This window comes from Myxococcus sp. CA023 (genome assembly GCF_010998615.1).
GTDB lineage: Bacteria > Myxococcota > Myxococcia > Myxococcales > Myxococcaceae > Myxococcus.
Map to the genome: position 1 here is coordinate 1 of NZ_JAAEAH010000010.1, position 14,310 is coordinate 14,310.

14 protein-coding genes are annotated in these 14,310 nt (G+C 69.3%); 9 read left to right on the plus strand and 5 right to left on the minus strand.

Annotated features, from left to right (window positions below; all coding sequences use genetic code 11):
• The coding region (locus tag F8M74_RS06190) for a sigma 54-interacting transcriptional regulator (RefSeq protein ID WP_163884338.1) at positions 1-1,147 on the minus strand (1,147 nt) is incomplete at its 3' end.
• Between the two features lie 89 nt (positions 1,148-1,236).
• Here F8M74_RS06190 and F8M74_RS06195 point away from each other — a divergent pair.
• Positions 1,237-3,126 carry a serine/threonine-protein kinase gene (locus tag F8M74_RS06195; protein ID WP_216620797.1) on the plus strand — a complete coding sequence of 630 codons (1,890 nt, stop codon included), beginning with the start codon at positions 1,237-1,239 and terminating at the stop codon, positions 3,124-3,126.
• A 91-nt stretch (positions 3,127-3,217) separates the two neighbouring features.
• Positions 3,218-5,371, plus strand: a complete 2,154-nt coding sequence (locus F8M74_RS06200) for an alpha-amylase family glycosyl hydrolase (protein ID WP_171410563.1) — start codon at positions 3,218-3,220, stop codon at positions 5,369-5,371.
• Positions 5,372-5,430: 59 nt separating this feature from the next.
• Here F8M74_RS06200 and F8M74_RS06205 read toward each other — a convergent pair whose 3' ends face one another.
• Positions 5,431-5,640, minus strand: a complete 210-nt coding sequence (locus F8M74_RS06205) for a hypothetical protein (protein WP_011553713.1) — start codon at positions 5,638-5,640, stop codon at positions 5,431-5,433.
• Positions 5,641-5,869: 229 nt separating this feature from the next.
• On the opposite strand from F8M74_RS06205, the gene F8M74_RS06210 reads away from it, so the two are divergent.
• On the plus strand, positions 5,870-6,145 hold the full coding sequence (locus F8M74_RS06210) for a hypothetical protein (protein ID WP_090492493.1): 276 nt from the start codon (positions 5,870-5,872) through the stop codon (positions 6,143-6,145).
• A 62-nt stretch (positions 6,146-6,207) separates the two neighbouring features.
• Positions 6,208-6,936: a PHP domain-containing protein gene (locus F8M74_RS06215; protein ID WP_011553715.1), complete on the plus strand. Its 729-nt coding sequence runs from the start codon at positions 6,208-6,210 to the stop codon at positions 6,934-6,936.
• Between the two features lie 21 nt (positions 6,937-6,957).
• On the opposite strand, the gene F8M74_RS06220 is transcribed toward F8M74_RS06215, so the two are convergent.
• From F8M74_RS06220 to F8M74_RS06230, 3 genes are all read right to left on the minus strand, one after another.
• The gene (locus F8M74_RS06220; protein WP_141258932.1) at positions 6,958-7,704 is read right to left on the minus strand and encodes a hypothetical protein; all 747 of its coding nucleotides are present in this window, start codon (positions 7,702-7,704) and stop codon (positions 6,958-6,960) included.
• 325 nt (positions 7,705-8,029) lie between these two features.
• Entirely contained in the window at positions 8,030-8,347 is a 318-nt protein-coding gene (locus tag F8M74_RS06225) for an FmdB family zinc ribbon protein (protein WP_141259008.1), read from the minus strand.
• Between the two features lie 29 nt (positions 8,348-8,376).
• Positions 8,377-9,531, minus strand: coding sequence for a hypothetical protein (locus F8M74_RS06230; RefSeq protein ID WP_141259012.1), 1,155 nt, complete (start codon positions 9,529-9,531; stop codon positions 8,377-8,379).
• 442 nt (positions 9,532-9,973) lie between these two features.
• Here F8M74_RS06230 and F8M74_RS06235 point away from each other — a divergent pair, with 442 nt between their 5' ends.
• The 5 genes from F8M74_RS06235 (at position 9,974) to F8M74_RS06255 (ending at position 14,307) form a co-directional block, all read left to right on the plus strand.
• Complete coding sequence (locus F8M74_RS06235) at positions 9,974-10,456, plus strand: Fur family transcriptional regulator (protein ID WP_171410446.1); 483 nt, start codon at positions 9,974-9,976, stop codon at positions 10,454-10,456.
• A 5-nt stretch (positions 10,457-10,461) separates the two neighbouring features.
• Positions 10,462-10,977, plus strand: a complete 516-nt coding sequence (locus F8M74_RS06240; protein WP_141259009.1) for a TlpA disulfide reductase family protein — start codon at positions 10,462-10,464, stop codon at positions 10,975-10,977.
• A gap of 74 nt (positions 10,978-11,051) precedes the next feature.
• Positions 11,052-11,333 (plus strand): septum formation initiator family protein, encoded by a 282-nt coding sequence (locus F8M74_RS06245; RefSeq protein ID WP_141259010.1) that lies wholly within the window; start codon positions 11,052-11,054, stop codon positions 11,331-11,333.
• The gene (locus tag F8M74_RS06250; protein WP_141259011.1) at positions 11,330-13,495 is read left to right on the plus strand and encodes a diguanylate cyclase; all 2,166 of its coding nucleotides are present in this window, start codon (positions 11,330-11,332) and stop codon (positions 13,493-13,495) included. The genes F8M74_RS06245 and F8M74_RS06250 overlap by 4 nt, the downstream gene beginning before the upstream one ends.
• A 26-nt stretch (positions 13,496-13,521) precedes the next feature.
• Positions 13,522-14,307 carry a class I SAM-dependent methyltransferase gene (locus F8M74_RS06255; protein WP_163884340.1) on the plus strand — a complete coding sequence of 262 codons (786 nt, stop codon included), beginning with the start codon at positions 13,522-13,524 and terminating at the stop codon, positions 14,305-14,307.
• Positions 14,308-14,310: the final 3 nt, after the last annotated feature.

A 14,310-nucleotide genomic window follows, 5' to 3' on the forward strand; every position in this document is an offset into this window, starting at 1 on the left:
CCTCGGGGGGGGAAGGCAGGTCCGGGATGTCCGGCAGGGCCTCGTCGCCCAGGTTCACCACCCGGTCCACCACGTTGCGCAGCTCGCGCACGTTGCCCGGCCACGGGTACTGCGCGAGCAGGGCGCGCGTCTGGTCCGACAGCGCGCTGGGAGGACGCCCCATCCGCTGCAACACCGTATCGACGAGCAGCGGCACGTCTTCCAGTCGATCCCGCAGCGGCGGAAGGCCAACGCGGAGCACCGCGAGCCGGTGGAAGAGGTCACCACGGAAGCGCCCGGCCTGCACCGAGCCCTCCAGGTCCTGATGCGTGGCCGCGACGACGCGCACATCGAAGGTGCGGTAGTCGTTGGAGCCCACGCGCTTCACCTGCCGGCGCTCCAGCGCGCGCAGCAGGCGGGGTTGGACTTCCAGCGGCAGTTCGCCGACTTCGTCCAGGAAGAGCGTGCCGCCGTGGGCGCGCTCGAAGGCGCCCGCGCGGTCGGAGTGCGCACCCGTGAAGGCGCCTTTCACGTGTCCGAAGAGCTCGCTCTCCAGCAGCGAGGGGGCGATGCCCGCCAGGTCGGCGATGACGAAAGGCCCCCGGGCCCGAGGGCTGTGCGTGTGGATGGCCTCCGCGCACAGCTCCTTGCCCGTGCCCGTCTCACCCTGGATGAGCACGTCCGACTCACCCGCGGACAGCCGCTCCAGCAGCGTGAAGAGCTCCCGCATGCGGCGGCTGTTTCCCACGAGTGAGCCGAAGGCGCTGCGCGCGGACAAGGGGCGCGCCCGGGGCCGCTCGCTCTCCGGCATCAGCTTCAGCTCGGTGGTGCCCAGCTTGAGGACCGCGCCCGTGCGCACCTCCAGTTCCTGGAAGCGCATGCCTTCGCAATAGGAGCCATTGCGCGAGCCCGGGTCCACCGCGCGCACGCCACTCTCGTTCACCTCGAGGATGAGGTGCTGGCGCGACACCGCCCGGTCCGACAGGAGGATGTCCGCGTCCCGGCCCGACCCCACGCGATAGCGTCCCGGCATCAGCGGCCAGTCGCGGCCAGCGTCCGGACCCGATAACACCACCAGCCGGGTACGCACCCGTTGGACACGAATGGCCGGCAACGCATCGGTGCGGACCAACTCGTCGTCCCCGTCCTCATCTCCCAGACTCGCCACGGCGCGGACGATATCACAGCCGCTTTGCGGGGGTTGGCCTCCGCATTCCCGGGTTATGCGGTAAAGTTTGAAAGGGGGTGTCGCCTGCGATGGCAAGTGCACCGCGAGAACGATTCGGCCGGTATGAACTTCAAGAGCGGGTAGGCCAGGGCGGCATGGCGGAGACGTGGCGCGCCCGGCTCCGGGGCGCGGCGGGCGTCACCAAATCCGTGCTCATCAAGAAGGTGCTCCCGGAGTACGCCAACGACGAAGCCTTCGTGTCCATGTTCATCAGCGAGGCGCGCATCTCCGCCACGCTGTCGCATGGGGCCATTGCCCAGGTTTTCGACTTCGGGAAGGTGGACGGGCAGTACTTCCTGGCCATGGAGCTGGTGGAAGGCCAGCCGCTGAACCGCATCCTGAAGCGGGCGCTGCGTTCCGGCTACCACTCCCTGCCGGTGCCCATCGCGGTCTTCATCGCCATGGAGATGTGCCGCGGCCTGCACTACGCCCATACTCGCAGTGGCGAGAAAGGCGAGCCGCTGGGCATCGTCCATCGCGACATCTCCCCCGACAACGTCCTCATCGGCTACGAGGGGCAGGTCAAGATCGTCGATTTCGGCATCGCGAAGGCGCGCTCCCTGCGCAGCTTCAACACCGAGCCTGGCGTGGTGAGGGGGAAGTACCTGTTCTTCTCGCCGGAGCAGGCACGGGGGGAAGCGGTGGATGCCCGCACGGACGTCTGGGCCACCGGCGTGGTGTTGTTCCAGATGCTCTGCGGCCGGCTGCCGCTGGAGGGCCAGCTCCACACGGTGTTGCGGCGATTGAACAGCGGCCAGCCGCTGCCCTCGCCGCGACAGGTACGGTCCGACATCCCGGTGTCGCTGGACTCCATCATCCAGCAGGCGCTCGCGCTCCAGAAGGATTCCCGTTTTGAGTCCGCCCATGCGCTCGGAGATGCCCTGGCCGGGTTCCTCTACACGTCCACCCCGCGCTTTTCGCCCATGTCCGTGGCGTACCTGCTGCGCGAGCTGTACCGCCCGGACCTGGAGGCGCTCGGGATGAATGCCCAGGTGCCGGCCTCCTTCGCGGAGGAGATGTCCATCTGGCGCGAGGTGCCCCCGCTGCCAGCGCCCACGCAGCACGGTGTGCCAGCGCTGGACTTGGAGCCGGACTACCGCACTGAGGAGAGCGGGCCCGTCGAGGTGGACGACGCGGAGAAGGAGGCTCCCGCGCCGCGTGCGACGCGGGTGGGCCTGTTCGCCGAAGGCAGTCGCAGCTCCCAGTGGGTGGCCGGTGTCGGCCTGGTGGTGGCCGCGGTGCTCGCCGTGGTGGCGGTGACGAGGGTGGGCTCCGACTTGCTGGCCGCCGCCAAGGAAGAGGCGCGCGCGCCCGGGCCGCCCGTGGCGCAGCGGATCATGCCGCCCGCGTTGCCTCCCGCCGCACCCGTGGCCGTGCCCTCGAAGCCCCCGGCCGCGGAGGAGGCGCCTTCGCGAGCCTCCGAGGCCATGGTCGAGAACGCGGATGACGACGAGGTGTCGGGAAGCGCCGACACGCCGGATGGCGCAGCCGAGTCCACGGCCGGGCGCTCCGGCGTTGTGCGTCCGGTCTCCGGGACGCGGAGCGGCAAGGTCGTTCCCGCGGCTGGCACGGGCGCTCGAGGACAGACGCGGCATGCTCAGGCGGCGCTGCTGGGCGAGGCGGGCAACGCCCTGGCGGTGTCGCCGGTGACGGTGGGGCCCGTGCACAGGGTGCTCACCGCCGGGCGCGCCCTCCAGCGTGAGGGGAAGTACACCGCCGCGCGGGACTCCGCCCGTGAGTGCGCCCAGCTCGAGCCCGGCAACGCCGAGTGCTACCTGCTGTTGGGGGCCGTGGAGGTGAAGCTGGGGCGAATCGAGGAGGGGGCTCGCAACTACCACCGCTTCCTGGAGCTGGCCCCGTCGGACCATCCGCTCGCGAGCACTGTCCTGCGCATCCTGCAGGAATACGAAGCCCGCTAGGTCGGGCGTCCACCATTCGACGCATAGAATCATTCGGTGCCCCGCCGGGGACTTGGAAAAGCGAGCGAGCCTCCCGTACAAGGGGGCTCGCATGACGCGTTTCCGCCTCCCTCGACGCCTGACGCTCCCTGCGCTGCTGATGGCAGCCGCATGTGGTGGGGCTGACTCCATCCCTGTCCGGACCTGCGACGTGACGTTGACCTACGCACCGCAGCAGTCCATGGCGGGCACTGTTCAGGTCATCGGGGAATGGAACAACTTCGCCTCCCTGCCTCAGCCCATGACCGACCGGGGTGACGGCGTGTTCACGCTCCGCCTGGAAGGGCTGGAGCCGCGCGACTACGGCTACCGCTTCGTGGTGGGCAACAAGCAGGAGATGGACCCGGAGAACCCGTACTCGCGCTGGGTTCGCGCGGAGGAGTATTCGCGCCTCACAGTCCCGGACTGCCGCCAGCCCGTGCTGGAGCTGAACCGCTTCGCGGTGACGCCCGAGGGCTCGCTGGACGTGGCTGTCTCCTACCTCGATGGGACGGACAAGGCTGGCCCGGCGGGTGAAAGCATGGTGCTGTCGCTGGACGGCACGCCCCGGCCGGACGCCTATGACGCCGCCTCCGGCCGCTTCAGCCTGAACGTGCAGGGCCTGGAGCAGGGCAAGCACCACGTGAAGGTGGTGGCCAAGGACAGCCAGGGCCGCGAGGCGGAGTCGCTCTACCTGCCGTTCTGGGTGGAGCCGGAGCGCTTCCGCTGGGACTCGGGGCTGATGTACTTCGCCTTCACGGACCGCTTCCACAATGGCCGGCTGGAGAACGACGCGCCGGTGGCGGACGTGGACCCCATCGCCAACTATCTTGGCGGGGACTTCGCGGGCATCACCCAGAAGCTGGAGGAGGGGTACTTCGACGCGCTGGGCATCCGCACGCTGTGGATCTCCCCCGTGGATCAGAACCCCGAGGGGCGCTTCATTGGCACCGGCGGCAAGTACTACACCGGCTATCACGGCTACTGGCCGTCGAAGCCCCGCGAGACGCAGCACCGCTTCGGCTCGCTGGAGGAGCTGCGCGCGCTCACGGCGGCCGCGCACAAGCGGGGCATCCGCGTCATCGCCGACCTGGTGCTCAACCATGTGCACGAGGAGCACCCGTATTGGGCGAACCATGCGCGGGACGGCTGGTTCAACACCGCCGCCAGTTGCGTGTGTGGCACGCAGGACTGCGACTGGGAAGCCCAGCGCCTCACCTGCAAGTTCACGGACTACCTGCCGGATTTCAACTGGCGCTCGTCGGACTTCGTGGACCAGTTCGCCGCGGACACGCTCTGGTGGCTGGAGCAGGCGGACTTCGACGGCTTCCGCATGGACGCGGTGAAGCACATGGAGCAGGTGGCCGGGCGCACCATCCGCGGGAAGCTGAAGGAGATCACCGCGATGACGGGCACCGAGTTCTACCTGGTGGGCGAGACGTACGTTTTCACGGATGGGCGCCCGCAGATTGCCCGTTACATCAGCCCGCGCGAGCTGGACGGTCAGTTCGACTTCCCCCTGTACTGGCCCGTGCGCGAGGCCTTCGCGGACGGCGAGGGCTTGCAGCGTGTGGACGACGCCGTGCGCGCCAACGAGGAGGCCTATGCGCCGGGAACGCTCAACTCACCCTTCCTCGGCAACCACGACGAGGCGCGCTTCATCTCCCAGGCCGCGGGGCAACTGCGCGGGGGAGGGAGTGATCCCTTTGGTCCCAACCGCCCGTCCACGGTGGTGACGGATCCGGCCGCCTTCGAGAAGATGAAGTACGGCTTCGCCTTCGTGCTGACGCAGCCGGGCGTGCCGCTGGTGTATTACGGCGACGAGGTCGGCCTGCCGGGCGCGGATGATCCGGACAACCGCCGCTTCATGCGGTTCGGCAGCGCGCTTGCGCCGCTGGAGCGGGAGTTGCTCGACTTCGTGCGGACGCTGGGACAGGCACGCCTGGCGCACGAGGCGCTGCAGACGGGCGCGCGGCGGACCCTGCGCGTGGAGAACGACCTCTACGTGTTCCAGCGCGACCTGCCGGACGGGAAGGGTGCTCTGGTGGCCATCAACCGTAGCGCCGTGGAGCGCTCACTGGTGTTGGAGTTGATGGGGAGCCTGGCCGCGAGCAGCGCCACCTACGTGGACATCTTCTCCGGGCAGACGCTGCAGCTCGCCGGCACGGAGACGGTGCTCGTCGTCCCGCCGCGCGGCGTCGCTGTCTACGTGCCCCACCAGGAGTAACAGGGTGGGGATGTTCCGGTGGAGGGGTGGGCCGTCCCCCTTCCGCCGGCGCATCCCACTCAGGACTGAGGGGCCGCCTGCTCGCTCTTGCCGTGCTTGTAGAAAAGCACGAGAGTGTAGCAGTGGAATTCGTTGTCGGATGACTGACACACGACCCGGTCCACAATCTCCAGGTCGGAGTTGCTCTTCAGCCAGCGGGTGACGTTCTCACCCAGCTCCTCGCGCTCCTTCGCCTTGGTGGCGGAGAAGACCTTCACGCCCGTGAACATCGCCTGCCACTCCTTGTGCGGTGCTGATTCAGGACAATAGGAAGTTATCGCACGCGTCGTTCAGGGGTGTCAAAAACCCGGCTTCCCTGCCGTGGGGATGTTGATCGTCCATGCCTGGGGGTTTGCAGTCTCCCGCCCGTGCCTATGTTGCTCGAGTCGCACCTGATTGCGTGGGGCGCTCGTGGCAGGGGGCCTCGAGTGGTGGCGGAGTGGGGAAGGGGGAAGGCCCATGGACATGAAGACCAAGAAGGACCTGGCCGTAGACTTCATCAACACCATCCGGACGATGGAGCCCTCCGCGCTGAATGCGCTCATCGTCAAGGAGGCAGGTGAAGAGCTGGCCCAGTTCTTCCTCAATTACAGTGCGAATCTCATCTCCAAGGACCCGTCCCGGGTGCTGGAGAACACGTCCTCGCTGATGCTGATGGGGTACCTCATCCGCACCTACGAGGAGAAGAACACCCAGGCCACCCAGGGCACCTTCCAGTCCTACGCGTTCGCCTGAGTCGCGGGCAGGGCGTTGCAGGCTCGACAGGGCTCGGGGGAGCCTGTTAGGGAGCAGCGCCCATGCTCATCGACATGCACGCCCATTCCCACCTGTCCAAGGGTTGCGAGCTGGACCCTCGCGCCGTGCTGGAGCGGGCCGCCTTGTTCGGCCTGGATGGTGTGGCCTTCACCGAGACGAACACCCAGGACGGCTGCGACGAGCTCTTCGAGATCGGCGCGAAGTCGAAGCTCAAGGTCTTCGTCGGGCTGGAGCTGGTGACGGATCGTGGACAGTACCTGTGCTTCTTCCCGAAGCCGGAGCTGGCCCCGGAGCCGGTGCAGATGTGGGGCAGCAACCGCGAGAAGCCGTGGAGCGCCGCCGAGTGTCTCCCCAAGGTGAAGGCCCTGGGCGCCGCCATCGTCGCCGCGCGGCCCTATGACCGGGACTCGCAGAATCCGGCCATGGACTTCATCCGCTCCCTCGGCGTGCTGAGCGCCGTGGAGGGCTACAACGCCCGGGTGAAGCAGACGTCCAATGACCTGGCCGTGGAGGCCGCCGCGGCGCTGAAGCTCCCCTGTGTGGGAGGCAGTGACGCCCGGGGTTCGCTCGACGAGGTCGGCCGGGGCGCCACGCTCTTCAAGCGGCCGGTGCAGACGCAGGCCGAACTGGTGGCCGAGCTGCAGAAGGGGGATTTCTGGCCGGTGATGGCCGGCGACCTTCCCCGGCTTACGCGCCCGGGAGAAGCCCAGGCGGCGCGCAAGTCCGGTGGTGGCGGCCGTGGTGGTGGTGGCAAGCGCCGCCGTCGTTAGCCGGCGCTCACCGAAGCCCACTCAGGGGGCGACCTGGTTGCCGCCTTCCTCGGCGCGCGAGAGGCGTCCGTCCGTGAAGAAGGCGCGGCGGCGGCCCCCGGGGTAGGTCCACTCTTCGTGCCTGGCCGTGCCTTCCAGGGAGCGCCGCACCGTCTCCGGCGGGCCCCAGGCCATGCGTGCCGCGTCCGTGGACATGTTGGCCACCAGTCGCTTCTCACGCACGGCGTCCTGCACCGCGGGCGGCAACGCGTCCAGCGTGGGCTTCAAGTCCCTCGCGGACAGGTACTTCTCCAACTCCGTGCGGAAGTCCTCCGGACGGTCCAGGTTGGGCGGCATCACCAGGATGAGCGGCGGCGCGTTGGCGGGTGCGCCGGCTTCCGTGAGGTACACCCAGGGCCAGGCGCGCGGGCTGTAGAGGACGCGCTCGGTGATGACCCAGGAGGTGGGGAACTCCACGCGGGTGATGCGCAGCTTCGTCCCGGCGGGGAGCACGCGCTCCACGGCGCCCGGGTTGATGGGGGCGCCCTTCGAGTCGTCGAGGAGCCGGACGTCCTCGGGGGCGTAGGGCGTCAGCAGGCGCTTGGAGGCGTCACCGAAGAGCGGCGTGACGTTGCTGGAGACGCGGAGGTACTGCTCCGTCTCCGGGCCGGAGAGCGTCTGGTTGAGGGAGGTCCGCGCCTCGGGCGGCATGCGCGTCTGGGACGCACAGCCCGCGCCAAGCACGGTCAGCAGGGACAGGGACAGGATTCGGAATGGGGCGAGCGGCATGGCACCTCCGCGGGGACAGGGCGCGGCAGGTGTCCTGATTAGCTCACCGGGCTGGCTGCGTCAGCGGGGATGGCTCCATCGCCTCGCGCTTGCCGCCGCGGCATCCGCGCTGGGGTGGGCAGATGGGGCCGCGGCCATGCGGATCCGCGACGAGCAGGAAACGGCCGAGCCCGCGGGTGTCCGTCAGCTCTGGATGGCCACACAGAGCGCAGTGACGGGGAGGACGCTTGGAGGGGGGGAAGGGCACGGGGCGTGAGTGTGCGCCGCTCCCATGCCCGGAGCGAATTTTCGGCGGGCCCGGCCCGGGTGGGCGCGGGCCGGGGGGCTATTTCTTATCGCCCGAGGCCGCCGGCGCGGGGGCCGGAGCGGGCGTGCTGGGCGCGCTGCTGGCCGGCGAGGACGCGCTCGACGACGAGGAGGAGCTGCTGCTCGACGAGGAGCTGCCGCCGTCCTTCTTGGTGGAGCTGTACAGGTCGGAGTACCAACCCCCGCCCTTGAGGACGAAGCTCGAGCGGCTGACGACCTTGGTCATCGACCCCTCGGCGCCGCACGCGCTGCACGTGGCAGGGGCGGGGTCGGAGATCTTCTGCAGCACGTCGATCATCTTTCCACAGCTCTGGCAGGAGTACTCGTAGATGGGCATGGTTCTCAGTGCCTCGTCAGGGTGTTGAGTCAGCGGGAGCCGGCCAGCAACTGCTTGCGCAGTCCGTCCGCCAGTCCCAATCGCTCGAAGGCGCGGAGGACGAGCTCGGACGGGGCGCCGTGCTTGCGGCCGACGGCATCCGCCAGTTCGTGCAGGTCTCCGGCATCGTGCAGGACGTCGCCGACGAGCCGCTCCAGTTCCTTGCGGAGTGTGTCGGCGAACTTCTTCTGGATGCCCAGGTCGGTCAGGTACTTCTCGCGCCCGAGCAGGTCCAGCCGGTGCGTCAGGTGGGGCGCGGCCAGGGCCTCGCGGCGGAAGCGCTCGCGCAGGGCCTCCACGTCCTCCGTCAGCGACAGCACGGAGACCAGCCGCTGCAGCTCCGACGGGCTCAGGCCCAGGGCCCAGGCCACGCGGCCGGCGGCGCCCCGCTGGGTGGTGAAGCCGTCCAGCACCTGGCGGCGCTCCTTCTCCACCATCGCGTCCATCAGCGCGTGGTCCCGGAGCACGTTCTCCAGATCCATCTGCGTCAGCTCGCCCCGCGCGCCATTGAAGCGCTGGGACAGGGCCCGCAGCAGCGCGAAGCGGTGGTCGGCGGCCTCCATGGCGGCCTCCACGATGGGCTTGCCGGTCAGGCGCGTCAGCTCCATGAAGGACGCGCGCGGCGCCTCCACGCGGGTGAAGCGGCCCCGGGGGCGCGGCAGGTCCCTGCGCGAGAGGGCGGGCTCCTCGGCGAAGTCGGCGGGCGAGCCCAGGGCGTCCTCCGTGGGGGCGCGCTTTCGCGGGGCGATGCGCTCCTTGACGGTGGCCTCCAGATCCTCCTTCGCGGCCTTGCCACCCTTCTTCCCGGCGGACGCGTCCGCGGCGGGCGGCGGGGCGAAGGTGAGGGTGGGCTCGGCGGGAGCCGGCGCGGGCGGCGGCGTCTTCTGCTCGCGCACGTGGGCCAGCTCGCGGGCGACCTCGTAGAAGCCGCACGCCTGACGCTGCGCGGCCACGGAGGCCTGGGTGCCGTTGAGGATGTCGACGACGGCGAAGGGCCCCAGGGGGGATGCCTCGGGTTCGCCGTCCGTCAGTGCGCGGACGCGGAAATCATCAGCCTCGGCCAGGAGGGCCAGCGCCTCGCGGACCTCGGGTGCCGGGGCGGGTGCCTTCGCGCGCCGGCAGAAGTCCGAGACGGCAACCGCCACGGGGGTGGGGACGTCGTCGGGCTGTCGTCTTCTCTGCCAGGGACTGTTCATGAATGTCGCGGAAAAATGCTCGTTTACGAGGGCCGATGCCTCTATCTTCGCCCACGGACAAGTGTCAATGAGCCAGTCCGATTCCAATCTAAACAGCCTACGGCGAGTGCAAGTCGCGGGGACGAGCGGACGGGAGGGGAGGCGTTCCCTGGGGCCGCACGCCAGGCGTTGCGGGGAGGATGGGACGGGAGTATCAGGCCCGCCGCGTCCGGAGACCAACACCTGCCGGTGACGTTTTCTTCTCCGGCGGGGCGCCTTTGTTGGGAAATGGCCGGGTCGCGAGAGTTGGCCGAATTGGTTACAACAAGAGCGGAGGGCGAGGCAGCGCGGGCCTCCACCCAAGTGCGCCCGAGGCATGGCGCGGACCCGCGGCGACTTTGAAGGATTTTACATGAGCAACAGTCACAGCCATCACCACGACGACCAGGACAAGGACGAGGTGCTTGCCCGCTACATGGCCCAGCACGGCCTGAAGAGCACGCGGCAGCGCAGCCTCATCATCGACACGTTCTTCGCGGTGGGAGGCCACCTGTCGGTGGAGGAGCTGTGGAACAAGGTGCGTGAACAGGACACAAAGGTGTCCGTCGCCACCGTGTACCGGACCATGAAGCTGCTCAGCGAGTGTGGCCTGGCCCACGCGCGCAACTTCGGGGACGGGCAGACGCGCTACGAGGCGGCCGCGGGGCGCGACCACCATGACCACCTGGTCTGTACGCGCTGCGGCACCATCATCGAGTTCGAGAACGAGCGCATCGAGGCGCTCCAGGACGCCGTGGCCCGCAAGCACGGCTTCAAGGTGACGTCGCACAAGATGGAACTGTACGGCCTGTGTCGTGACTGTCAGCGGGCCGGGTCGGCCGCCTCGGAGGCCTGATCGCCATGTCCCGCGTGCTGCTACGGGGCGCCGTCGTGGCGCTGGTGGCGCTGGCCGGCTGCCGAGGCACCCGGCCGGTGGACGCGGGGTACGCCTTCCTCAACGCGCTGGCGCTGCCGTCGGTAGGGCCCACGCCGCACGACGTGCGCGCGCTGGACGGGAAGGTGGTGCTCGTCTCGTTCTTCGCGACGTGGTGCTTCCCGTGTCTGGCGGAGATGCCCACGCTGGAGGCGCTCCAGAAGGACTACGGCCCCCGAGGCCTCCAAGTGGTGGCGGTGGGCATGGACCTGGAAGGGGAGAAGGTCCTGGCCCCCTTCGCGGACCACTATGCGCTGCGCTACCCGGTGCTGGTCGCGAACCAGGCGATGATTGAAGGCCACAGCGCCTTCGGGGCCATCCAGGGCCTGCCCACCACCGTGCTGTTGGACCGCCGGGGCCGGGCCGTGGCCGGCTGGCATGGCGTGGAATCCCACGCCGATATGGCGAAGGCCGTGGAGAAGCTCCTGGCCCAGCCCGAGTAGCTCCCCGGCATTGCTACAGGCCTGGAGCGGAAATCTTGCGGGGCAGGGGGCCACTGGTACGGTCCTCCGCGCTCATGACGGCGAGGCGAAAGTTCCTGGTGGTAGCGGTAGGGGTGGCTGCGGCCCTGAGCCTCGTGTCCGTCGTGGACGCGAAGGGTTTCCGCCGCTACCTCTCGCTCCGGCAGGACGTGGAGTCGGTGCAGGCCCGCAACCGCTCCCTGTCCACCCAGAATGAGGCCCTGCGCAATGAGATTGCCGCACTGCGCAAGGACCCGGCCGCGCTGGAGCGCGCCGTGCGTGAGGAGCTCGGCTTCGTGAAGCCGGGCGAGCTTGTCTTCCACCTGGAGTCCCCATGACGTCGCTTCCCGAGTTTCCGTCTCCCGGAAGGTTGCTGCGTCTCGCGGTCCGGTCCATTCCCGCCGCGGCCGCGCTCGCCACGTTCATCCACCTGGCGCGCGGCGGCTTCCGGGGGCTGAGCACGCTGGGGTGGACCGAGGCGGCCCTGGTGGGCTGCCTCCTGGTGGGCATCGCCGTGGCCGCCTGGCGCCGGGCCATGCGTGGCGCGGTGGGCGCCGTCGTCGACCTGCGTGATGACCTGGACCTGGGCGGCACGCTCATCTCCGCGGCCTTCGTCGTGGTGGCCATTGGCGGCGGGGACTTGTTCCCCATCGTCTATTTGCTGATGGCGTTCCTGGTGGCCTTCCTGCCGCGCAACGCGGGACTCACGCTGCTGGGTGTGGCGCTGGTGTACGACGCGCTGGTGACCCTGGGCGGTCCGGTGCCCAACGCCACGGGCTACCTGACGCACGCGGCCTTCCTGGCCCTGTTCTCCGGCCTCTACCACCTGGTGCTGGCGGCACGCATCGCCGCCGCGCGCCGGGCGGAGAGCGACGCGGTGCAAAAGCGCATCCGCGAGGTGGAGGAGCGGGCGCGCACCTTCCGGCTGGTGTCGTCCGGCACGCAGGACAGCTTCAGCGGGATGAGCTCGGACGAGAAGTGGCTGGTGGCCTCGGTGAAGGAGATCGAAGGCGCCGTGCAGGCCGCGCTCGAAATCGCGGAGACGGGGCTGCGCACGTACACCTGCGCCGCGTTCCTGCTCACGTCGGATGACCGGAGCCTCAAGCTGTACGACTGCCGCTCCGGCTCCGAGCGCGTGCAGCGCGAGCGCTTCAACGCGGGTGAGGGCATCATCGGTGGCGTGCTCAAGCGCCGCGCCCCGGTGCGGATGAACTCGCCGAACGGGCTCAAGGGCGTGACGCACTACGAGGGCAGCGGCCCCGCGGTGCAGGCGCTGCTCGCGGTGCCCATCCTGGAGGCCAGCGGACTGGTGCGCGGCGTGCTGGTGGCGGACCGACTGGCGAACGAGCCCTTCAGCGACCAGGACGAAAAGCTGCTCTCCATCATTGCCGGCGAGGTGCTGCGCTCCATCGAGGTGGAGCGGGTGATGAGCTACATCCGCAAGACGCGCGACGAGAAGGACCGGTTCTTCCGCGCCATCGAGGAGCTCAACCGCGCGGGCAGCCCGGACCAGGTGTTCGTGGCGGTGCTGGAGAGCACCCGGCAGCTGGCGGGCCTGGACTTCTGCGCGGTGACGCTGGTGTCCGAGGTCGACGGAAAGCGCATGCACCGCGTGGTGCGCATGTCCGGCGTGACGGCGCAGGGCCAGGCGCTGTCCGGCCAGAGCTTCGAGGACAACAACGGGCTGGTGGCCAACGTGGTCCGCTACGGGGCGCCGCTGCCGGGCCGCGACATCAAGGCCATGGACCGGCAGATCATCTTCGACGACGAGACGCAGATTCGCGGCCTGGGTGCGCTGAAGATCTTCCCGCTGGTGGCGGGGGACCGCATCCTGGGCACGCTGGTGGCCGGCTCGCGCAAGAAGGCCGCGTTCGAGCAGGACGTGCTGCGGATGATTGAGGTCATCGCCATCCAGGCCGCGCAGGCGGTGCTGCGTGCGCAGCTGTTCGAGCAGATGGAGCGCATGGCCACCACGGACGGCCTCACCGGCCTGTTCAACCACCGCACCTTCCAGACGAAGGCGGACGAAATCCTGGCCCAGGCGCGGCGCTACCAGCGCAAGTGCTCCATCATTCTCACCGACGTGGACCACTTCAAGAGCGTCAACGACACCTACGGCCACCCGACGGGAGACCAGGTGCTCAAGGGCGTGGCCCGCATCATCAAGACGATGGCGCGCGACACGGACATCGTCGCGCGGTACGGCGGCGAGGAGTTCGTCATCGTCATGCCGGAGACGGACGCCAAGGGCGCCTTCACCATCTCCGAGCGCATCCGCGAGGCCGTGCAGGCGGAGACGTTCCAGACGGAGATGGGGCCGCTGAAGATCACCATGTCGCTGGGCATCGCCACCTTCCCCGACAGCGCCATGGAGAAGCAGCAGCTCATCGACCTGGCCGACCAGTGCCTCTACCACTCGAAGCGCAACGGCCGGAACCAGTCCGTCACCGTGGCCATCATGCAGGGCGGCCGGAAGCTCCAGGCGGCGAACGCGTCCTGAGTTTGATGTGGATGTAAGGCAGGAGGGTGGCCCTGGTACCGCTGGCGGTGACGACGAGCACGAAGGTGGACGCGGCGCTGGTGCGCGAGGCGCGGGCCGTGGCGGCGCGATGGGGCGTTCCCTTCCTGCCTCGGCGCGCGAAGGAGAGCGTGGCGCCGTGGCTGGGGACGAAGGCGGCGGCGCTCCTGGTGGTGGGCGGTGACGGCGTGACGCTGTGGGACGCGGAGGGCTCGTTCGGGTTCCACGCGGGCATGGCGCACCTGCGGCGGATGCGGCTGCGGGCGGGGGAGCCGGATGCCTTCGTTCGAGTGGCGGAGCTTCGCGCCGGGGACTCGGTGCTGGACTGCACGTTGGGGCTGGCGCAGGACGCGATGGTGGCGTCACTGGCGGTGGGGCCCTCGGGGCGCGTGGTGGGGCTGGAGCGGAGCCTGGCGCTGGGGGCGGTGGCAGGGGAGGGGCTGCGGCGCTATGCGCTGGGCGAGGACTCAGGGCCCATTGAAGTGGTGCACGCGGATGCGCGCGAGTACCTGAAGACGTTGCCGTCGCGCGTGTTCGACGTTGTCTTCTTCGATCCGATGTTCGCGAAGCCGCGCAAGTCACAGCCGGCGTTCGACATGTTGCGCCGCTTCGCGGAACACGCGCCGTTGACGCAGGAGACGCTGGAGGAAGCCCGGCGCGTGGCGCGGCGGTGGGTGGTGGTGAAGGGCGCGAAGTACACGGACGACCTTCACAAGCTGGGCCTGGAGGACGAGCCCGGCTCGCGCTTCACCGATGTCATCTGGGGCCGCGTGGGGCCCTCCGCCGAATCGTGAGGG